This is a genomic window from Jiangella alba (assembly GCF_900106035.1).
Taxonomy (GTDB): Bacteria; Actinomycetota; Actinomycetes; order Jiangellales; family Jiangellaceae; genus Jiangella; species Jiangella alba.
Genome location: NZ_FNUC01000004.1, coordinates 3,239,889 through 3,259,266 on the forward strand (window position 1 = coordinate 3,239,889; position 19,378 = coordinate 3,259,266).

The following is a 19,378-nucleotide window of genomic DNA, read 5'->3' on the forward strand; positions in this document are numbered from 1 at the left end:
CCGCGGAGAGCGAGCGCGCTGCCATGGGCGAAACCCACGGCGGATCGGAGGCTCACCTTCTGGACCGGTCAGGTGAAGGCGACCTACGCGTACTACGCATAGCGGGACCCGCTCGACCGCCCGGTGTCGCGGCCGGGCGTCCGCCGATCTGTCGGCGGCACGGACTACAGTGACGACGTGGGTGCTGGTCAGGAGGGCGCGTGAGTCTCTACCGCGACGAAGGGGTCGTGCTGCGCACCCAGAAGCTGGGCGAGGCCGACCGCATCGTCACGCTGCTCACCAGGGGCAACGGCCGCATCCGCACCGTCGGCAAGGGCGTGCGGCGCACCACCAGCCGGTTCGGCGCGCGGCTCGAGCCGTTCATGCACGTCGACTGCCAGTTCGCCACCGGCCGCACGCTCGACATCGTCACGCAGGCCGAGACCATCGCGCCGTACGGCATGAGCATCACCGACGACTACGGCCGCTACACCGCGGGCACCGCCATGCTCGAGACCGCGGAACGGCTCACGGCCGAGGAGCGCGAGCCGGCCGTGCAGTTGTACCTGCTGCTGGTCGGCGCGCTGCGCACGCTGGCCGGCGCCACGCACGACCCCGGGCTGGTGCTCGACGCGTTCCTGCTGCGCGGGCTGTCCATCGCCGGGTTCGCGCCCAGCTTCGAGGACTGCGCCCGCTGCGACGCCCGGGGGCCGCACCGGCTGTTCTCGGTCCAGGCCGGCGGCATGGTGTGCGGCTCGTGCCGCCCGGCCGGCACCGTCGCCCCGGCCGGCGACACCATCGCGCTGCTGGCGGCGCTGCTCACCGGCGACTGGCCGGTCGCCGACTCCAGCCAGCCGCGGGCCCGGCGCGAGGCCAGCGGCATCACGGCGGCGTTCCTGCAGTGGCACCTGGAGCGCGGGCTGCGCTCGCTCGGCCTGGTGGAGCGGTGAAGCGCACCTACACCCCGCCCACGCCGCACCCGTCCGGAGCCGTCCCGCCGCCCGTCCCGCCGGACCTGGTGCCGGCCCACGTCGCCCTCGTCATGGACGGCAACGGCCGTTGGGCGGGCGCCCGCGGGCTGCCGCGCACCAAGGGCCACGAGGCCGGTGAGGCGGTCCTGCTCGACGTCATCCACGGGGCCATCGAGATCGGCGTGCGGCACCTGTCGGTGTACGCGTTCTCGACGGAGAACTGGCGCCGCTCGCCCGAGGAGGTGCGCTTCCTCATGGGCTTCAACCGCACGGTCATCCGGCGCCGCCGCGACGAGCTCGACGCGCTCGGGGTGCGCATCCGGTGGGCGGGCCGCCGGCCGCGGCTGTGGAAGAGCGTCATCAGCGAACTGCAGGACGCCGAGCGGCGCACCCGCGACAACGACGTCATCACGCTGCAGTTCTGCGTCAACTACGGCGGCCGGGCCGAACTCGGCGACGCCGCCGCCGCGATGGCCGCCGACGTCGCCGCCGGGCGGCTGCGGCCCGACAAGGTGAACGAGCGGACCCTCGGCCGCTACCTCTACAACCCCGACCTCCCCGACGTCGACCTGTTCGTCCGGCCGTCGGGGGAGCAGCGCACGTCGAACTTCATGCTCTGGCAGTCGGCGTACGCCGAGATGGTGTTCATGGACACGCTGTGGCCCGATTTCGACCGCCGCCAACTGTGGGCGGCCGTCGAGCAGTACGCCCGGCGCGACCGCCGCTACGGCGGCGCCGACCCCGCCGCGCCCGCCGTCTGAGCCGCCGTCAGATCGGCCCCATGTCGCGCTCTTCGCGCCAGCCCAGGTTGGTCGCCATGCGCGCCAGCACCTCGACGGCCGCGCGGTACTCCTCGTCGGTGATGCCCTCGGTGACCCGCTGACGGTCGGCCGCGACCCGGGACTGGATGTCGGTGAGCGCCTTGGCGCCGGTCTCGGTGAGCATGACGCGGTCGGGGCCGACGGGGGTGGCCCAGCCGCGGTTGCAAAGGTCGTCGGCCACGGGGCGGACGGTGGGCATGTGCGGCGCGAGATACAGCGCCGCTTCGTCGTCGATCTGCGCGTAGGTGGCCGGGCCGTCCTCGAGCAGGTTGAGGATCTGCCAGTGCCGCGGCGTGACGGCGGCACTGCCCAGGACGGCGTCGAAGCCCTGATCGATCAGGCGATCGACCAGCTTGAGCCAGTACCCGATCGGGTGCCGCTCCGCGGGCCCTTCCGACGCGTTCATGACAACTCCTCTGAACACCGACGATTCACTTGTTCTCGTGCAACGACCTGAAAATTAACAGGTGTGCCCGCCGTTCAGCGGGCACATTCGCGACCGCGGCATTCCTGCTGACCACATTATGTGCGGGAAACCACTGGCTGAAATCGGTAACCTCATTTTTGTTTCCACCTGATCATTCCGGCGCGGTGAGCCGCGCCGCCTTGTCTTCCAGATAGCGCTGTTCGGGCAGGCTCGTGGTGCGCTGCGCGGCCAGCCGGTACGCGGCCCGCGCCGCGGCGGCGTCGCCGGCCATCTCGAGCAGGTGCGCGCGGACGGCCTCGAGCCGGTGGTGCTCGGCCAGCCGGCTGTCGTCGGCCAGCGTCTCGAGCAGCGCCAGCCCGGCCTCGGGCCCGTCGACCATCGCGACCGCGACGGCGTGGTTGAGCGTGACCATCGGGTTGGGGGCGATGCGCGCCAGCACCTCGTAGAGCGCGACGATCTGCGGCCAGTCGGTGTCGTCGGCGGCCGGCGCCTCGTCGTGCACCGCCGCGATGGCCGCCTGCACCTGGTACGGGCCGAGGTCGCCGTGGCGCAGCGCGTCGGTGACCAGCAGGACGCCTTCGTCGATGGCGGCCTTGTCCCAGCTGGCGCGGTCCTGCTCGGCCAGCGGCACCAGGCTGCCGTCGGGGCGGGTGCGGGCCGTGCGCCGGGCGTCGGTGAGCAGCATGAGCGCCAGCAGCCCGGTGACCTCGCCGTCGCGCGGGAGCAGCCGGTGCACCTGGCGGGTCAGCCGGATCGCCTCGGCGGCCAGCTCGACGTGCTGCAGGTCGGCGCCGGACGTGGCGGTGTAGCCCTCGTTGAAGACGAGGTAGAGCACGTGCAGGACGGCGCGCAGCCGCTCGGCGCGGTCTTCCTCGGGCGGGAGGTCGAACCGGGCGCCGGCGGTCTTGATGCTCTGCTTGGCCCGGCTGATGCGCTGCCCCATGGTGGTCTCGGGCACCATGAACGCGCGCGCGATCTGCGTGGTGGTGAGGCCGCCGACGGCACGCAGCGTCAGCGCCACCTGCGACGGCGCCGACAGCGACGGGTGGCAGCACATGAACAGCAGCGTCAGCGTGTCGTCGGTGTCGGGCGGCTGCTCGTCGGCCGGCGGGGCGGTGAACTGGCCGTCGGACGGCGTGAGCGCGGCGGCGTTCTCTTCGCGCCGCCGCCGGGCCGACTCGCTGCGCAGCTGGTCGGTCAGCCGCCGCGACGCGACGGTGATGAGCCACGCCCGCGGGTTGTCGGGCACGCCGTCGTCGGGCCACTGGACGGCGGCCGCCAGCAGCGCGTCCTGGACGGCGTCTTCGGCGGCGTCGAAGTGGCCGTAGCGGCGCACCAACGCTCCCAGCACCTGCGGCGCCTGCTCGCGCAGCAGGTCCTCGATTCCCCCATCCATCGCCCCCATTGTGGGCCATGCCACCGACAACGTCGCGGAAGAGCGCCACACTTTCGCCATGACGAGCGATGTATGGGACGAGGAGAGCGCCCGGCGCTACGACGAGACGTCGGCCGAGATGTTCACGCCCGGACGGATCGATCCCGCCGTCGATCTGCTCGCCGGCCTGGCCGCGGACACGGCCGCGCTGGAGTTCGCCATCGGCACCGGCCGCGTCGCCGTGCCGCTGCACGCGCGCGGCGTCCCCGTCACCGGGATCGACCTGTCCGGGCCGATGCTGGACCAGCTGCGCCGCAAGCCCGGCGCGGCCGGCATCCCGGTCGTCGCCGGCGACATGGCAACCACCCGCGTCGACGGCGAGTTCGGCCTGGTCTACCTGGTGTTCAACACGATCGCGAACCTGCGCACCCAGGCCGAGCAGGTGGCCTGCTTCCGCAACGCGGCCCGGCACCTGACGGCCGGTGGACGGTTCGTGGTCGAGCTGTGGGTGCCGCCGCTGCGCCGGTTCCCGCCCGGCCAGACGGCCGTCCCCTTCGACGTCGGCCCGGACCACCTCGGCTTCGACACCATGGACCTCGTCACCCAGCAGGGCACGTCGCATCACTTCTGGCGCGAGGCGGACGGCTCGTACCGGCGCGGCGAGAGCAACTTCCGCTACGTCTGGCCGTCCGAGTGCGACCTGATGGCGCAGCTGGCCGGGCTGGAGCTGGAGGACCGCTGGGCGGACTGGGACCGCAGCCCGTTCACGTCGGGCAGCGAGAGCCACGTGTCGGTCTGGCGCAAGCCCTGAGCGTCAGTGTTCGTCGTAGTGGCGGCCGTGCGCGGCGTGCAGGTGGCCGTCGTGGAGGTAGTCGGTGTGGTCGCCGTGCTCGACGGTGGGGTGGCCGCACTCGGGGTCGTGCTGGTGCGGGTGCCGCTCGGCGGTGACGTGCGCCCCCGTGACCCGAGGGTCCTCGCCGTTGACGGAGCGCCGGGCCCGGCGCCGGCGCAGCAGCGAACCGGCCGGCCAGGCCAGCACGAACCCGAGCAGCGACCCGACGACGATGCTCGCGCCCGGCGCGACGTCGACGTAGTAGGAGAACACGACGCCGCCCAGCGACGGCACCACGCCGAGCACCATGGCCAGCGCGAACGTCGTCCGGAAGCTGCGGGTGAGCTGCTGCGCCGTCGCCACCGGCACCACCATCAGCGCGCTGACAAGCAGCAGCCCCACCGTCCGCATGGCCACCGTGACGGTGACCGCGGCCATGACGGCGATCAGCATGCTGTACAGGCGCACCGGCAGGCCGCTGACCCGCGCGAACTCCTCGTCCTGGCAGATCGCGAACAGCTGCGGCGCCAGTCCCACGGCCAGCGCGATGACGACCGCCGCCAGCACGGCGACCACCCACAGGTCGTCCTGCGAGACCGTCGTGATGGAGCCGAACAGGTACGTGTTCAGCGTCGCCGCCGTGCTGCCGGCCAGCCCGGTGATCAGCACGCCGCCGGCGATGCCGCCGTAGAACAGCATGGCCAGCGCGACGTCGGCCGAGGCGCGGCCCTTGGCCCGCACGTAGTCGATCGCCAGCGCGCCGAGCACGGCCACCGCCACCGAAGTCCACACCGGCGCCCATCCGGTCAGCAGGCCGACGGCGACACCCGTCAGCGCGACGTGCCCGAGTCCGTCGCCCAGCAGCGCCAGCCGCCGCTGCACCAGGTAGGTGCCGACGGCGGGCGCGGCCAGGCCGGTGAGGACGGCCGCGATCAGCGCCCGCTGCATGAAGTCGTAGTCGAGGAAGCTCATCCGAACAGGCCCGCCCCGTGGTCCTCGCGGTGGTCGTCGTGGTGGTCAGGGGGACCGGTCAGGGTCATCGACGGCGTCGGCAGCGGGCCGTCGTGGACGACGTGGCCGCCGTCGAGCACGACGCCGCGGTCGACCAGCGGCGCCAGCGGGCCCATCTCGTGCAGCACCAGCAGCACCGTGCGGCCGGACGCGACGAACGTGCGCAGCGCGCGGGCGAACGCCTCCTGGCTGCGGTGGTCGACGCCGGCGTTGGGTTCGTCGAGGACCAGCAGATCGGGCTCGGACGCGGCGGCGCGGGCGATCAGCACCCGCTGCTGCTGCCCGCCGGACAGGTTGGCGACGCTGCGTCCGGCGTGCTCGGACAGCCCGACCAGCTCGATCGCGTTGTCGACGGCGGCGCGGTCGGCCTTGCGGGCCGGGCGGAAGAGCTTGCGCCGGGCCAGCCGACCCGCCGCGACGACCTCGCGCACCGTCGCCGGCACACCGCCCGCCGCCGTCGTGCGCTGCGGCACGTAGCCGACCCGCCACCAGTCGTGGAACGACTTCAGCGGCGCGCCGAACAGCCGCACCTCGCCGGCGACCGCCGGTACCAGGCCGACCGTCGCGCGGACCAGCGTCGACTTGCCCGAGCCGTTCGCGCCCAGCAGGGTGACGACCTCGCCCTCGACGACCTTGAGGTCGACGCCGTGCAGCACCGGGCGGTCGTCGAGCTCGACCCGCAGCCCGCGGACGTCGACGACGGCTGATCTCATGGGGGTCACGGTACTCACGTGCACCCGTTGGCGGTGCGCAGTGCCTCGAGGTCGGCCCGCATCAGGCTGAAGTAGTCCTGGTCGGCGGTGTCGTCGGTGAGGCCCTCGATCGGGTCGAGCACCGCGGCCTGCACGCCGAGGTCGCCGGCCAGCGTCTCGGCGACGTCCGGGCTGACGAGGCGCTCGTAGAAGATGGTCGTGACGCCCTGCTCCCGCACGACGTCGTGCACCTCGGCCAGCCGCTCCGGCGACGGCTCCGCCTCGGGGTCGATGCCGGAGATGCCGATCTGCTCGAGGTCGTACCGGTGCGCGAGGTAGCCGAACGCCTCGTGCGCCACGACGAACACCCGCTGCGTGCACTGCGCCAGGCCGGTCTCGAACTCCTGGTCCAGCTCCTGCAGGTCGGCGTTGAGGGCGTCGGCGTTGGCGCGGTAGTCGTCGGCGTTGTCCGGGTCGGCCTCGGCCAGCCGGTCGGCGACGGCGGACGCGATGGCCTCGAGGTTCGTGGGATCGAGCCAGACGTGCGGGTCGCCGGCGAGGTCGCCGTGGTCGTGACCCTCGTGGCCCTCCTCGTCGCCGTGCTCGTCCTCGTGCTCCGGCTCGTCGAGCAACTCGACCAGGCCCGCGACGTCGACGGCGCGGTCCTCGGCGTTCTGCTCGACCGCCTCGTCGACGGACGGCTGGAACCCGGCCAGGTAGACGACGAGGTCGGCGTCGGAGATCTCGCCGACCTGGCGGGCGGTCAGCTCGAGGTCGTGCGGCTCGCCGCCGGCCTGGGTGAGGTTGTCGACGCTGGCGTGGTCGCCCGCGACACGTTCGGTCACGAACGCCAGTGGGTAGAACGACGCGGCGACGGTGAGGCCGTCGCCGCCGCTCGCGGTGCCGGAGTCGTCGCCACAGCCCGCGAGGACGAGCCCGGCGAGGGCGGCGGTGCTCAGCGCGGCCATCGCCGCACGACGGTTCTTCATGGGACACATTCTCATCAAGACTGACAACCATTGTCAAAACGGTGGGTTCGGAACGTCCCGGCGGGGCTCGCGCGTTGGGGGAGTGGGTGCGGTCGCCGAGGGCCGCGCCCGGGGCGCGCCGGCAAGGTGCGCTGACGGGTGCGCCGGGAGGCGCGCTGGCGGGTGTGCCGCGAGGTGCGTCCGGGGTGTTCCGGAAGGTGCGCTCACGGGTGTGCCGGGAGGCGCGCTCACGGGGTGCGGTGGCTCGCGGCGCGAGGGCGCGTCCCGCGGGGGCGCTGCGGGCCACCGCCTCGCCGGCCTCGTCCGCCTGTGCGCGCACCGCTCGTCGCCGATGGGTGATCGGAGCTAGACTCTCATTGGTAATGAGAATCGACAGGGAGCGACTCAGGTGACGGTACGCGAACAGCCGGCCAAGGAGCACCGCCGGACGCGGCAGCGCGCCGCTGTCGACGAGGTGCTCGACGACACCGAGGACTTCATCAGCGCCCAGGAGCTGCACGCCCTGTTGCGGGCCCGCGGCGCCGGCGTCGGGCTGGCCACCGTCTACCGCACCCTGCAGACCCTCGCCGACGACGGCCGGGTCGACGTCCTCCGGTCCGACGCCGGTGAGGCGGTCTACCGGCGCTGCGTCCGCGAAGAGCACCATCACCACCTGGTCTGCCGGTCCTGCGGCGCCACGGTCGAGATCGCTGGCCCGACGGTCGAGCGCTGGGCCAAGTCGGTCGCCGACCAGCACGGCTACTCCGAGGTCTCGCACACGCTGGAGATCTTCGGCACCTGCCCCCGCTGCGCCGCCTCCTGATGGCGAATCCGGTCACCGCCGCTCGGTGATCGCTGCTCAGCCGCGCCGCGGCCGGTGCGCGAGCGAGCCATTGCTCCGGTCCGAAGCGTCCCGGTAACGTCGTCCGCATCCTACTTAATACGTATTAGGAGGCGGCGTGCGAGGGTGGACGTGGCGGTCTGCGGGCTGGCGGGATGGCTCGGTGAGCCGGGACCGGCAGGAGGCGTCGGCGGGCCAAGGTCGCTCGGCGGACGGGGGTCGCGCGGCGGACGGGCGTCGCTCGGCGGGCCAAGGCTGCGCGGCGGACGGGAACCGCTCGGCGGGCCATGGCCGCGCGGCGGGCCGGCGTGACGGGGCGCCGAGCCGGGACCGGCAGGAGGCGTCGGCGGGCCAAGGCCGCCCGGCGGGCCAAGGCCGCGGTGCGGGTCAAGGCCGGGGCCGGACGGCGCGGACGGTGGCGGCGCTGGTCGCTGTCCTGGCGCTGGGAGCGACCTCGGCGGCGGCCGCCGGTCCGGCGACGCCGGGGCTCGCGGGCAGCCTGGCCGCCGCTGAAGTCGGGCCGTCGGCGATCACCTCAGCCCCATCCGTCACTCCAGCCACGTCGGCGGCAGCGGCCACCGACCGGCCGGGCGCGTTCGACGAGACCGTGCTGTGGGACTCCGCGGCCGGCCCGCACGAGAGCTACCACGTGCAGGGCCTCGCGGTGACGCCGTCGGACACGGTCCTGGCGTTCACCGAGGGCCGGCACGAGGTCTGCGACGCCGGTCCGCGCGACATCGTCCTGCGCCGCAGCACGGACGGCGGCGACAGCTGGGAGCCGAGCCGCATCGTGGTCCCGTCGGACGACGGGCAGTCGTGGGGCAACCCGACGCCGGTCGTGGACCGGGAGACCGGCGAGATCTTCCTGTTCTTCGGCCTGTCGCTGCTGGATCCGGGCAACACCGGCTGCTCCGGCGACCGCCAGGAGATCTACCTGAGCCGCAGCACCGACGACGGCGTCACGTGGAGCGCGCCGGTCGAGCTGGACGAACTGTTCGCCGGCAACCCGTACGGCTGGACGCTGCACGGCCCCGGCCCTGGCCACGGCATCCAGCTGCAGAACGGCCGGCTGGTCATGCAGGTGCTGCACCGCCGCGAGGTCGTCGGCCACACCACGCCGGAGCGGCTGTACGGCGTCTCGGTGATCTACAGCGACGACCGCGGCGCCAGTTGGCAGGCCGGCGAGCCGATCCCGGTGGACGTGAACTACCCGATCAACGAGAGCCGCGTCTACGAGCGCGGCGACGGCGCCGTCGTCGTCAACGGGCGGTCGGCGGCGGGCGGGCACCGGCAGCGGATCAGCGCCGTCAGCACCGACGGCGGGCAGACCTGGTCCGACCCGGTCCTCGAGCCCGCGACCGGCCGCTACACCGCCGTCGACGCCGGGTTCCTGCGCTTCGACGGCCCCGACGGCGTCAGCCGGCTGCTGCACGCCCGCCCGGACTCCGCCCGCCGCGAGGCGCTCACCGTCTCCGTCAGCTACGACGACGGCGCGACCTACCGCTACGACACCATCGTCAACCCGGGCCCGTCGTACTACTCCGACCTCGCGGTGCTGTCCGACGGCACGATCCTGCTGTTCTACGGCCGCGACGGTGAGATCCTCGGCTCGCCCGCGCGGCTGGTCATGGCCCGGTTCGACCTCGCCTGGCTGACGAACGGCCGCGACGGCGGCGACCTCGCCGAGCACGCCGTCGAACTCGGCGACACCGCCGGCGCGAAGGTCCGCCCACCCGCCGGTCCGCCGGCCACCCGGACCGTCAGCCCGGACGTCGCGGGCGGGAACGACGCGGTCGTCACCGGCGCACCGATCCCGGCCGACGGCGGGCTCGCCCTCGACGGCGACGCCTCCCTGGAGATCCCGGCGACCGAGGCGGTCCGCGCCGCCGGCGACACGTTCACCGCGTCGGCCTGGTTCCGCACCAGCGGTGAGGACACCCAGTCGATCCTCTGGGCGTACGGCTGGGGCTCGGCCACGCCGCAGTGGTGGCTGCGCGCCGAGCCGGGCAGCAACCGGATCCAGGCGATGGTCGACACCGGCCAGGCGACGGCATCGCTCAGCGCGCCCGGCTCCTACGCCGACGGCCGCTGGCACCACGCCGCGCTGACCCGCGGCGGCGGCACGATCGAGCTGTACGTCGACGGCGTGCGGGTCGCCCAGGCGGCGTCCCCGACCGGCGACCTCGCGTTCAGCGCCCGCGAGGGCATCCACGTCGGGCAGCGGCCGGACGGCGCGAACCGGCTCACCGGCGGCGTCGACGAGGTCCGGCTGTACGACCGCGTGCTGACGGCGGAGGAGGTCGCGGCCCTGGCCGGGTCGCGGACCGCGGACGGCGCCGCCGGCGCCGTCGTCCACCTGCCGCTGGACGGCACCGGCGCCGAGCGGGTCGCGTGGCCGCGGCCGCAAGCCGTCGACGACGAGAACGCCCGCGGCGGCGCCGCTCTGACGTACGCCGCCACCGGCCCCGGCGACTACCTGGAGCTGCCGTTCCGCCTGGCCCGCGACGAGGGCGCGTTCGAGGTCGCCGTGCGGTACGCCCGCGGGCAGGACGCGGGCCGGATCGAGGTCAGCATCGACGGGCGGCCGCTGCCGGACGGTGTGCTGGACCCGAGCGTGGACAGCGGCTCGGCGTACCAGACCTACCAGCACGGCACCGTGTCGCTCGGCCGCGGGCTGCACCGCATCCGGTTCACGCTGCTGGAGCCCGGCCGGCTCGGCGGCACGACGATCGCGCCGGACGAACTGACGCTGATCGCCGCCGAGCACCCGTCCGACGAGGCGCGCCGCGACGTCGTGGTCGACGACGAGTCGGTGGGCGCGTTCCGGCTGACCGGCACGTGGAGCCGCGCGACCGGGCAGGCCGGCCACCCGTACTACGGCGTCAGCTACCGGTCCGCGCCGGCCGGCACCGGCGGCCGCGTCGCCGGCTGGCAGGTCGACGTCCCGGTCACGGGGGAGTACCACGTGCTCGCCAGGACCGTCGTGCACGCCAACCGCGCCTCCGACGCGCCGTTCACCGTCCGCCACGCCGACGGTGCGACGACGGTCCGGATCGACCAGCGCGGCCAGGGCCGGGTGGTCGGCGACGTCCGGCCGGCCGTCTGGGTGGACCTCGGCGCGTACCGCTTCGAGGCGGGCGCGGCCGGGCGGGTCGAGCTGTCCGACGACGCGGACGGGTTCGTCATCGCCGACGCGATCATGGTCACCCGCGACCCGGTGCCCGGCGCGGTGGCGGACCTGACGGCGCGGGCGTCCGGCCCGGCGTCGGCGCTGGTCTCATGGGCCGCGGTGGACGGTGCCGACGGCTACGACGTCGAGGTGCGGGCCGCCGGGACCGGGCTGTGGACGCTGGCCGGACGGGTGGGCGCGGACGCGACGTCGCTGGAGGTCAGCGGCCTCGCGCCGGCGACGTCGTACGAGGTCCGCGCGTACGCGTTCGCCGAGCCCGACCCGGGCCGTCCGGCGCTGGCCGGCCCGGCATCCGGCCCGGTCACGGTCACGACCGGGTAGCCCGGACCGGTGTTGAAATGTCCGCCTCGCTCCCCTTAAGGTAAGCCTCGCCTTATCGGACGTCGCTGGGGGAGCGGTCATGACGGTCGTGCTGCCGCCGCCCCGGGGATCGGTGGCGGCGGCGCACGCCGTCGTCCCGTTCGCGCGCGACCTCGCCCGCCACGGCGACCGGCTCGCGGTCGTCGACGGCGCCGAGCGCTGGACCTACCGCGAGCTGGCCCAGCGCGTCGGCGCAACGGCGGTGCGGCTCGGCTCCGGCCGGAAGCTGGTGCTCGTCGGCGCCGGGAACGACGCGACGTCGCTGGTCACGTACCTCGCCGCGCTGGCGGCCGGTCACGTCGCGCTGCTCGCGCCGCCCGCGCAGGCCGATACCGTCGCGGCCGCCTACGATCCCGACGCCGTGCTGCTGCCCGGCGGCCGCCTGGACGTGCGGCGGGACGGGTCCGCGCACGAGCTCCACCCGGACCTGGCGCTGCTGATGCCGACGTCCGGGTCGACCGGCGCGCCCAAGCTGGCCCGGCTGTCGCACGAGAACGTGCAGGCCAACGCGGAGTCCATCGTGTCGTTCCTGGGCATCCGCGACACCGACCGCGCGGTCACGACGCTGCCGATGCACTACGTGTACGGGCTGTCCGTCGTGAACACGCACCTGCTGCGCGGCGCGGCCGTCGTGCTCACCGACCTCTCCGTCGCCGACGCCTGCTTCTGGGACCTGTTCCGGGCCGAGGGCGCGACGACGCTGGCCGGGGTGCCGCTGACGTTCGACCTGCTCGACCGCGTCGGGTTCGCCGGCATGCGGCTGCCGCGGCTTCGGTACGTGACCCAGGCCGGCGGACGACTCGACCCGGCGCACGTGCGCCGGTACGCCGAACTGGGGCGGCGGGGTGGGTGGGACCTCGTCGTCATGTACGGGCAGACCGAGGCGACCGCGCGGATGGCGTACCTGCCGCCGTCGCTGGCCGCCGACCATCCGTCGGCCGTCGGGGTGCCGATCCCGGGCGGCTCGTTCACCCTCGCGCCCGCGCCCGAGGCGACGTCGCCGGACGTTGGCGAGCTGGTCTACCACGGCCCGAACGTCATGCTCGGGTACGCGACGTCGCCGGCCGACCTCGCGCTCGGACGCACCGTCACCGCGCTGCACACCGGTGACCTCGCCCGGCGCACCGGCGGGCTGTACGAGATCGTCGGGCGGCGCAGCCGGTTCGTGAAGATCGCCGGGCTGCGGGTCGACCTCGACCACGTCGAGGCCGCGCTGACCCGTCCGGGGGTCGTGGTCCGGTGCACCGGGACGGACGGCGACCTGCTGGTCGCGGTCGACGGCGCCGAGCCCGCGGCCGTCCGGGAGGAGATCGCCGGACGCTTCGGGCTGCCCGTGCGCGCCGTCACGGCCGCCGCCGTCACCGTCGCGGAGACACCGCGGCTGGCCAGCGGGAAGGTCGACCACCCGGCGCTGGGTGCGCTGGTGCGGGCGGCGGCGTCGGCGTCCGCGCCTGCCGCGGCGCCGGATGCCGCCGGGCCGCTGCCGGAGCGGCTGCGGTCGCTCTACGCCGACCTGCTCGGCCGCCCCGGCGCGACCCTCGACAGCACGTTCACCGGTCTCGGCGGCGACTCCCTCTCCTACGTCGAGGTGTCGATCCGGCTGGAGGACGAGCTGGGCGCCGTCCCCGCGAACTGGCACGTGACGCCGATCCGCGAGCTGGCCGCCGCGCCCGCCGTCGCCACTCGTGGTCGGTGGCGGATCCGCCGCGTCGAGACCGGCGTGGCGCTGCGGGCGCTGGCGATCGTCGGTGTCGTCGGCACGCACGCGGGGCTGTTCACGCTGCTCGGCGGGGCGCACGTGCTGGTGGCGGCGGCCGGGTTCGGTTTCGCGCGGTTCCGGCTCACCGCCGCCGACCGGGTGACGCGGCTACGGCAGCAGGCGGTCAGCGTCGCGCGGATCGTCGTCCCCAGCGTGGCCTGGATCGGCGGCGTCGTTCTGCTCACCGACCAGTACGGGCCGCTGAACGTGCTGCTGCTCAACGGGCTGTTCGGGCCGCCGTCGTGGACGTCGGACTGGCATTTCTGGTTCGTCGAGGTGCTCGTCTACATCCTCGTCGTGCTGGCCGCCCTGCTCGCCGTCCCGTTCGTCGACCGGCTGGAGCGGCGGTTCCCGTTCGCGTTCCCCGTTGTGCTGCTGGGGGCCGGGCTGCTCGGGCGGTACGAGGTGGTCGACCTCGGCGTGCCGCACACCATGCCGGTGTTCTGGCTGTTCGCGTTCGGGTGGGCGGCGGCGCGGGCGTCGGCGTGGTGGCAGCGGGCCGGGCTGACGGTGGTGCTGGCGGCGACGGTGCCCGGGTTCTTCGGCAACTCCCCGCGTGAGCTGGCGATCGTCGCCGGGGCGGCGCTGCTGGTGTGGGTCGCGACGGTGCCGTGCCCGGCGCCGCTGCACCGGGTGGTGGGCGCGCTGGCGGGCGGCTCGCTGTACATCTACCTCACCCACTGGCAGGTCTACCCTCGCCTCGTCGACGTCCACCCCGCCCTCGCCGTCGTCGCCTCCCTCTCCGCCGGCGTCGCCCTCTGGTGGCTCGCCGGGGTGGTCAGCGGGCTGGGTGCCAGGTGGCGAGCCGGTCGAACGGCCGCGGGAACAGTTGCTGGTCGCGTCTGATCAGCTCGACCTCGCGCGCGCCCCAGTGCAGGAACGGCGGCCCGTCGTGGTCGAAGCGCGTGACCAGGGTGCCGTTGGCGTTCAGCCGGAGCATGAGGCCGTACCAGGCGCCGCGGCGCGGGTCGTACATCGACCGGCGCAGCGCCGCCGCCTCCGCCGCGACGTCGGGAAGGTAGCGCAGGTGCTCGTAGCGGGACGGTCCGACCCCGGGCTTCGTGACCATGGCCCAGGTCCGGATGTCGTCCGCCGCCGCGGCGACGTTCAGAACGGCCGTGAGCCAGCCGCCGGGCAGGAGCGGGAGCAGCGCGTACCCCACCCGCAGCAACGGATCGTCCGTCGCCGCCGGGTCGTCGAGATCGAGCCGGGGCAGCGGCCGCCCGTCGTCGTCGATGGTCTGGTCGGCCTGGCGCTGGTTCTCCTTGGCCATGATCCGCTCGATCGCGGCCATCGCCTCCGCCTCGTCGTCCATTGAGACAATCTACCCGCTCAGCCACGCGGCGACCCCGTCGAGGTCGATCGGCCCGCTGGTGTCGACCCGCAGTGACGGGACGATGCCGAGCGGCCGCGCGGTGCGCCTCCACCGCGCCTCGCCCGCCGCCGCGCCGAGAGCCGCGTTCCAGTGTCGCGGCGGCCACCCCGGCCCGCAAGGGTCGTCTTGCCCGCCCCTGGCAGGCCGTTCACCAGGACCGCGAGCGGCCTGCCGTCGTCGTGCACGGGATCAGTCTGCCGGGTACAGCACCCCTCCACCCGCGACGGTGACGGAGACGGGCATGCCGGCGTGGTAGCCGGAGCCCTCGTGCGCGGGCACCCGCAGCGGGATCAGCACCGGCGCCGCCCCGGCGGTGCGCAGCAGCAGTTCGGCGTGCGACCCCCGGGGGCGGACGTCCTCGACGACGGCGTTGTGGGTGCCGTTCGCGGGGCTGAGCCCGAGTTGCGCCGGCCGCAGCAGCACCCGGCCACCGGACGCCGAGCCGCCGGTGCGGTCGTGCCGGACGGCGACCCGGCCGAGGGCGCAGTCGACGCCGCCGGGGGAGGGTGAGGCGGGGAGGACGATCGCGGCGCCGAGGAAGGCGGCGATCTCGGTGCTGACGGGGTTGTCGAACACGGCCGCCGGCGCGCCGGACTGCACCAGCCGGCCCGCGGCGATGACCGCGATCTGACCCCCGAACGAGAGCGCCTCGTCGTGGTCGTGGGTGACGAGCACGGTGGTGACGCCGCTGGCCTCGAGCGCGTCGATGACGGCCTGCCGGGTCTGCTCGCGCAGGCCGGTGTCGAGGGCGCTGAACGGCTCGTCGAGGAGGACGACGGCGGGACGGGGCGCGAGGGCGCGGGCCAGCGCGACCCGCTGCTGCTGCCCGCCGGACAGCTGGTGCGGGTACCGCCCGGCCAGCTCGGGGTCCAGCGACGCCAGCTCCATGACCTCGCGGACCCGGACGGGGTCGCGGCGGCGCCGGGGCAGCCCGAACCGGACGTTCTGCTCGACCGTGAGGTGCGGGAACAGCGCACCGTCCTGGGCGACGTAACCGATGCCGCGGCGATGGGCGGCGACGAACCGGCCCGGCGCCGCCAGCGTCGTCGAGCCGAGGGAGATCGACCCGATGTCGGCGCGTTCGAAGCCGGCGATCAGCCGCAGCAGCGTGCTCTTCCCGCTCCCGGACGCGCCGACGACGGCGGTGCGGGTGCCGGCCGGCACGGTCAGCGACACGTCCCGCAGCACCTCGACCCGGCCGAACGACTTGGCGACGCCGGTCAGCGACAGCGTGGTCATCGGGTACCCCACCTCCGTGACTGGGCGAACATCAGGGCCACCGCGGGCACCGACAGCAGGATCAGCAGGACCGCGTACGGCGCGGCCGCCGGATAGTCGATCGCCGATGCCTGCGACCAGAACTGGGTCGCCAGCGTCCGGGTGCCGTTCGGCGCGAGCAACAGCGTCGCCGTCAGCTCGTTGGCGGCGCCGAGCCCGACCAGCGCGGCCCCCGCGGCCAGCGACGGCACCAGCAGCGGCAGGGTGACGCGCAGCCGGGCGAGCAGCGGCGGGTACCCGAGCGAGCGGGCCATCTCCTCCAGCGCCACCGGCGCCTGCGCGATGCCGGAGCGCAGCGGCACCAGCGCTCGCGGCAGGAAGATCATGACGTACGCGAGCACGACGGTGAACGCGGTCTGGTAGAGCCCCGGCAGCACCCGCAGCGTCACCGTCACCAGCGCCAGCGCGACGATGATCGCGGGCAGGCTCGCGGCGACGTAGGACGTGCCCTCGAGCAGCCGGGCCAGCGGGCCGGGGTGCCGCGCCGTCAGCCAGGCCAGCGGCAGCGCCACCAGCACGGCGGCCAGCGCTCCGCCACCGGCCAGCAGCACCGTCTGCGTCAGCGCCGACGGCAGCTCCGGCTGGGCCCAGCCGGACCCGCGCCCCAGCCACCGCACGACGCTGGCCAGCGGGACGGCGACGGCGGCGACGCCGAGGGCGGTGAGCCCGAGCAGCGCCAGCGGGGTGAAGACGCCGAGCCGTTGCGGCACCGCGGCCCGCGCCGCGCCCGACCCGATGCGCGCGTACCGGGCCCGCCCGCGCGCGCCCGCCTCCGCGATCAGCAGCGTCAGGCACAGCACGGACAGCACGACGCCCAGGGCGCCGGCCGCCGGACCGGCGAACGTCGACTGGTACTGCACGACGATCGCCGTGGTGAAGGTGTCGAACCGGATGAACGCGAACGCGCCGTACTCCGCCAGCAGGTGCAGCGCGACGATCAGCCCGCCGCCCAGGATCGCCAGCCGCAGCTGCGGCAGCACGACCCGCCCGAACACCGCCCACGAGCCCAGCCCGAGCGAGCGCGCCGACTCCTCCAGCGCCGGGTCCAGCCCGCGGATCGCCGCCATCGCCGGCAGGTACACGAGCGGGTAGTACGCCAGCACCGACACCAGCAGCCCGCCGCTGAGCCCGTGGATCGACGGCACCGCGCTGGCCCAGCCGTAGCTGCTCACGAACGCCGGGATCGCCAGCGGCGCCACCAGCACGACCGCCCAGAACCGCCGCGCCGGCAGCGTCGTCCGCTCCACCAGCCACGCCCCGCCGACCCCCAACAGCACCGTCAGCGGCACCCCCAGCAGCACGAGCAGAACCGTGTTGACCAGCAGCTCACCGACCCGCGGCCGGAAGATCAGCGGCTCCAGCGTGTCCCAGCCGACGTCGAGGACGACGGACACGACGTAGCCGAGCGGCACCAGCAGGACGGTCGCCAGCGCCGTGGCGACGACGACCAGCGCGACCGGCGGGCGCGACGCCCCGCCCGCGCGGCGCGAGGTTCGGACGGAGGTGACGGTCACGGCGTGCCGCCTAGAGCAGCCCCGCGTCCGTCATCAGATCGGTGACCTCGACGCTGTTGAGCGTCGACGGGTCGACCTGCGGCGCCTGCAGGGTGTCCAGCAGCGGCAGCGCGGGGTTCGCCGGGGCGCCGGTGGCGACCGGGTACTCCATGCTGTAGCCGGTGCCGAGGATCTCCTGGCCTGTGCTGCCGGTGAGGAACGCCAGGAAGGCCTGCGCGTCGTCCTGGTTCTCACTGGAGGCGAGCACGCCGCCGCCGGAGACGCTGACGAACGCGCCAGGGTCCTGGTTGCGGAAGTAGTGCAGCTGGGTGTTGCCGCTGTTCTCCTTGGTGCCGTCCTGGTCGCGGTACCAGTAGTAGTGGTAGATGACGCCGCCCGGGATCTCGCCGGCGTTGACGGCCTTCATCGTCGCGATGTTGTTCTGGTAGACGGTGGCGTTGTCCTTCATGCCGTCCAGCCAGGCGCTGGTCGCGTCGGCGCCCTCGAGCTCGAGGATCGCCGAGACGATGGCCTGGAAGTCGGCCCCGCCCGGTGCCGCGCCCCAGCGGCCCTTCCACGCGGGGTCGGCGAGGTCCATGATCGACGCGGGCAGCTCGGCCTCGGTCAGCTCGTCGGGGTCGTAGACGAAGACGGTCGAGCGGGCGGCGATGCCGGTCCACAGCCCCGACGACGGCCGGTACTGCGCGGGCACCTGGTCCAGTGTGGTCTGGTCGACGGGCGCCAGCAGGCCGGCGTTCTCGACCAACGAGATGGCGGGGGAGTTCTCGGTGAGGAACACGTCCGCCCGCGACTGGTCGCCCTCCTGCACCAGCTGGTTGCCCAGCTCGGAATCGGACCCGTTGCGCAGGACGACCTCGATGCCGGTCTCGTCGGTGAACGCGTCGGCCCACTCCTGGGTGAGCTGCTCGTGCTGGGCGTTGTAGACGACCAGGGCGTCGTCGGAGGCGCCGGCGACGGCGTCGGGCTCAGCGCCGTCATCGGAACAGGCGGTGAGGCCGAGCGCGACGGCGACGAGGCCGGCGGTGAGCACGGTGTGGGATCGGCGGCGGGTCATGGTGTCCTCGATGGGTGCGATCCGGCGGGGCGGAGGCGAGAATAGCCTAACCTAACCTACGCAGACCGGCACCAATCGGATGGCGCGACGAGCGATGGAGTCAGGCCAGCCAGCCGCCGGACCGGGCGATGACCAGCGTGCCGAGCGCCACCACGATGAAACCCCTGCTCAGCCGCTGCCCGACGGAGAGCCGCGGCCACGCCAGCACCAGCAGCCAGGCCAGGAACAGCACCACCAGACCGAGCAGCGCCGGGCCGACGGGCGACGGCGACAGCAGGCCGCCGAGCAGGATGCCCGCCGTGACGATGCCGAGCAGCCACTTGGGCGCGGCCGTGAGCTTGACCAGGATGGGATAGCTGACCGCCTCGATGCGGGCCCGCGCGCTCGACTTGGGCGGCGGGCCGGCCGGACCGGGACGGCGGCTGCCGCCGGACCGCGGCGCGCGCGACCCGGCGCCCGGCGCGGCGGGCCGGCGGTTCGGGTTGCGGCGTGGCTGGCGGTTCTGCGGCACGGGAGATCCTTCGGGTGAGGTGACCACCGCGCATCGTACGGTGGTTGGTCGACATACTGCTGCATGGCTCTGACAGAGTCGAGCCGGCACTTGGCCTCGAAAGGATCACGATGCTCGTCGTCACCCGCTACCGGGTCCCGCCCGCGGACGCGGTGCCGTTCCGCGACCGCGCCCGGCGTGCGCTCGAGGTGCTCGCGGCCCGGCCCGGCTGGCGCGGCGGCCACGTCGGCCGCGCCGCCGACGATCCCGAGCTGTGGGTAGTCAGCAGCGAGTGGGAGAACGTCGGCTCCTATCGCCGCGCGCTGTCGTCGTACGAGGCCAAGCTCGAGGCGGTGCCGCTGCTGTCGCTGGCCATCGACGAGCCGACGGCGTTCGAGATCGTCGCGACGGTCGACGACACGGGCGCGAGCGTGCGGGCCG

Annotated in this window: 16 protein-coding genes and 1 pseudogene; 7 read left to right on the forward strand and 10 right to left on the reverse strand. The window is 74.2% G+C overall.

Annotated features, from left to right (window positions below; genetic code table 11):
* Window positions 1-200: 200 nt before the first annotated feature.
* Together recO and BLV02_RS32895 are read left to right on the forward strand one after the other, a co-directional pair.
* On the forward strand, window positions 201-929 hold the full coding sequence (gene recO / locus BLV02_RS32890; RefSeq protein WP_069113679.1) for a DNA repair protein RecO: 729 nt from the start codon (window positions 201-203) through the stop codon (window positions 927-929).
* Window positions 926-1,711 (forward strand): isoprenyl transferase, encoded by a 786-nt coding sequence (locus BLV02_RS32895; RefSeq protein WP_069113678.1) that lies wholly within the window; start codon window positions 926-928, stop codon window positions 1,709-1,711. Before recO ends, BLV02_RS32895 begins: the two co-directional genes overlap by 4 nt.
* A 7-nt stretch (window positions 1,712-1,718) precedes the next feature.
* On the opposite strand, the gene BLV02_RS32900 is transcribed toward BLV02_RS32895, so the two are convergent.
* Together BLV02_RS32900 and BLV02_RS32905 are read right to left on the reverse strand one after the other, a co-directional pair.
* On the reverse strand, window positions 1,719-2,177 hold the full coding sequence (locus BLV02_RS32900; RefSeq protein WP_069113677.1) for a MarR family winged helix-turn-helix transcriptional regulator: 459 nt from the start codon (window positions 2,175-2,177) through the stop codon (window positions 1,719-1,721).
* Between the two features lie 172 nt (window positions 2,178-2,349).
* Window positions 2,350-3,594, reverse strand: a complete 1,245-nt coding sequence (locus BLV02_RS32905; RefSeq protein WP_069113676.1) for an RNA polymerase sigma factor — start codon at window positions 3,592-3,594, stop codon at window positions 2,350-2,352.
* A 58-nt stretch (window positions 3,595-3,652) separates the two neighbouring features.
* Between BLV02_RS32905 and BLV02_RS32910 the strand changes: the two genes are divergently transcribed.
* Window positions 3,653-4,384 carry a class I SAM-dependent DNA methyltransferase gene (locus tag BLV02_RS32910; protein ID WP_069113675.1) on the forward strand — a complete coding sequence of 244 codons (732 nt, stop codon included), beginning with the start codon at window positions 3,653-3,655 and terminating at the stop codon, window positions 4,382-4,384.
* Between the two features lie 3 nt (window positions 4,385-4,387).
* Here the strand turns inward: BLV02_RS32910 and BLV02_RS32915 are convergent, their stop codons facing one another.
* From BLV02_RS32915 to BLV02_RS32925, 3 genes are read right to left on the reverse strand one after another with little or no spacing between them, the layout of a single operon-like run.
* Window positions 4,388-5,377 (reverse strand): metal ABC transporter permease, encoded by a 990-nt coding sequence (locus BLV02_RS32915; protein ID WP_069113674.1) that lies wholly within the window; start codon window positions 5,375-5,377, stop codon window positions 4,388-4,390.
* Entirely contained in the window at window positions 5,374-6,129 is a 756-nt protein-coding gene (locus tag BLV02_RS32920) for a metal ABC transporter ATP-binding protein (RefSeq protein ID WP_069113673.1), read from the reverse strand. Before BLV02_RS32920 ends, BLV02_RS32915 begins: the two co-directional genes overlap by 4 nt.
* A gap of 14 nt (window positions 6,130-6,143) precedes the next feature.
* On the reverse strand, window positions 6,144-7,097 hold the full coding sequence (locus BLV02_RS32925) for a metal ABC transporter substrate-binding protein (RefSeq protein ID WP_069113672.1): 954 nt from the start codon (window positions 7,095-7,097) through the stop codon (window positions 6,144-6,146).
* A gap of 388 nt (window positions 7,098-7,485) precedes the next feature.
* On the opposite strand from BLV02_RS32925, the gene BLV02_RS32930 reads away from it, so the two are divergent.
* The 3 genes from BLV02_RS32930 to BLV02_RS32940 all read left to right on the forward strand — a co-directional run bounded on the left by BLV02_RS32930 (window position 7,486) and on the right by BLV02_RS32940 (window position 14,072).
* Window positions 7,486-7,899, forward strand: a complete 414-nt coding sequence (locus BLV02_RS32930; RefSeq protein WP_069113671.1) for a Fur family transcriptional regulator — start codon at window positions 7,486-7,488, stop codon at window positions 7,897-7,899.
* Window positions 7,900-8,332: 433 nt separating this feature from the next.
* Window positions 8,333-11,428 (forward strand): exo-alpha-sialidase, encoded by a 3,096-nt coding sequence (locus BLV02_RS32935; protein ID WP_069113670.1) that lies wholly within the window; start codon window positions 8,333-8,335, stop codon window positions 11,426-11,428.
* 79 nt (window positions 11,429-11,507) lie between these two features.
* Entirely contained in the window at window positions 11,508-14,072 is a 2,565-nt protein-coding gene (locus BLV02_RS32940) for an AMP-binding protein (protein WP_069113669.1), read from the forward strand.
* Here BLV02_RS32940 and BLV02_RS35315 read toward each other — a convergent pair.
* The 5 genes from BLV02_RS35315 to BLV02_RS32960 form a co-directional block, all read right to left on the reverse strand.
* The gene (locus BLV02_RS35315) at window positions 14,005-14,541 is read right to left on the reverse strand and encodes a hypothetical protein (protein WP_069113668.1); all 537 of its coding nucleotides are present in this window, start codon (window positions 14,539-14,541) and stop codon (window positions 14,005-14,007) included. The genes BLV02_RS32940 and BLV02_RS35315 overlap by 68 nt on opposite strands.
* Window positions 14,542-14,790: 249 nt before the next feature.
* Window positions 14,791-15,840: an ABC transporter ATP-binding protein gene (locus BLV02_RS32945; protein ID WP_069113793.1), complete on the reverse strand. Its 1,050-nt coding sequence runs from the start codon at window positions 15,838-15,840 to the stop codon at window positions 14,791-14,793.
* Window positions 15,837-17,393 carry an ABC transporter permease gene (locus tag BLV02_RS32950; protein ID WP_083289031.1) on the reverse strand — a complete coding sequence of 519 codons (1,557 nt, stop codon included), beginning with the start codon at window positions 17,391-17,393 and terminating at the stop codon, window positions 15,837-15,839. The genes BLV02_RS32945 and BLV02_RS32950 overlap by 4 nt, the downstream gene beginning before the upstream one ends.
* A 10-nt stretch (window positions 17,394-17,403) precedes the next feature.
* The gene (locus BLV02_RS32955; protein WP_069113667.1) at window positions 17,404-18,447 is read right to left on the reverse strand and encodes an iron ABC transporter substrate-binding protein; all 1,044 of its coding nucleotides are present in this window, start codon (window positions 18,445-18,447) and stop codon (window positions 17,404-17,406) included.
* Window positions 18,448-18,547: 100 nt separating this feature from the next.
* Window positions 18,548-18,958 (reverse strand): DUF6703 family protein, encoded by a 411-nt coding sequence (locus tag BLV02_RS32960; protein ID WP_069113666.1) that lies wholly within the window; start codon window positions 18,956-18,958, stop codon window positions 18,548-18,550.
* 110 nt (window positions 18,959-19,068) lie between these two features.
* Between BLV02_RS32960 and BLV02_RS32965 the strand changes: the two are divergent.
* Window positions 19,069-19,341 (forward strand): annotated as a pseudogene (locus tag BLV02_RS32965) (antibiotic biosynthesis monooxygenase family protein); the annotation flags it as partial.
* Between the last annotated feature and the right edge of the window lie 37 nt (window positions 19,342-19,378).

Bases quoted from the DNA above. Each gene is read 5' to 3' on its own strand.
- BLV02_RS32940 (WP_069113669.1), top strand. From the start codon at position 11,508: ATGACGGTCGTGCTGCCGCCGCCCCGGGGATCGGTGGCGGCGGCGCAC.
- BLV02_RS32920 (WP_069113673.1), bottom strand. From the start codon at position 6,129: ATGAGATCAGCCGTCGTCGACGTCCGCGGGCTGCGGGTCGAGCTCGAC.
- BLV02_RS32900 (WP_069113677.1), bottom strand. From the start codon at position 2,177: ATGAACGCGTCGGAAGGGCCCGCGGAGCGGCACCCGATCGGGTACTGG.
- BLV02_RS32910 (WP_069113675.1), top strand. From the start codon at position 3,653: ATGACGAGCGATGTATGGGACGAGGAGAGCGCCCGGCGCTACGACGAG.
- BLV02_RS32955 (WP_069113667.1), bottom strand. From the start codon at position 18,447: ATGACCCGCCGCCGATCCCACACCGTGCTCACCGCCGGCCTCGTCGCC.
- BLV02_RS32945 (WP_069113793.1), bottom strand. From the start codon at position 15,840: ATGACCACGCTGTCGCTGACCGGCGTCGCCAAGTCGTTCGGCCGGGTC.
- BLV02_RS32925 (WP_069113672.1), bottom strand. From the start codon at position 7,097: ATGAAGAACCGTCGTGCGGCGATGGCCGCGCTGAGCACCGCCGCCCTC.
- BLV02_RS32905 (WP_069113676.1), bottom strand. From the start codon at position 3,594: ATGGATGGGGGAATCGAGGACCTGCTGCGCGAGCAGGCGCCGCAGGTG.
- BLV02_RS32915 (WP_069113674.1), bottom strand. From the start codon at position 5,377: ATGAGCTTCCTCGACTACGACTTCATGCAGCGGGCGCTGATCGCGGCC.
- BLV02_RS35315 (WP_069113668.1), bottom strand. From the start codon at position 14,541: ATGGACGACGAGGCGGAGGCGATGGCCGCGATCGAGCGGATCATGGCC.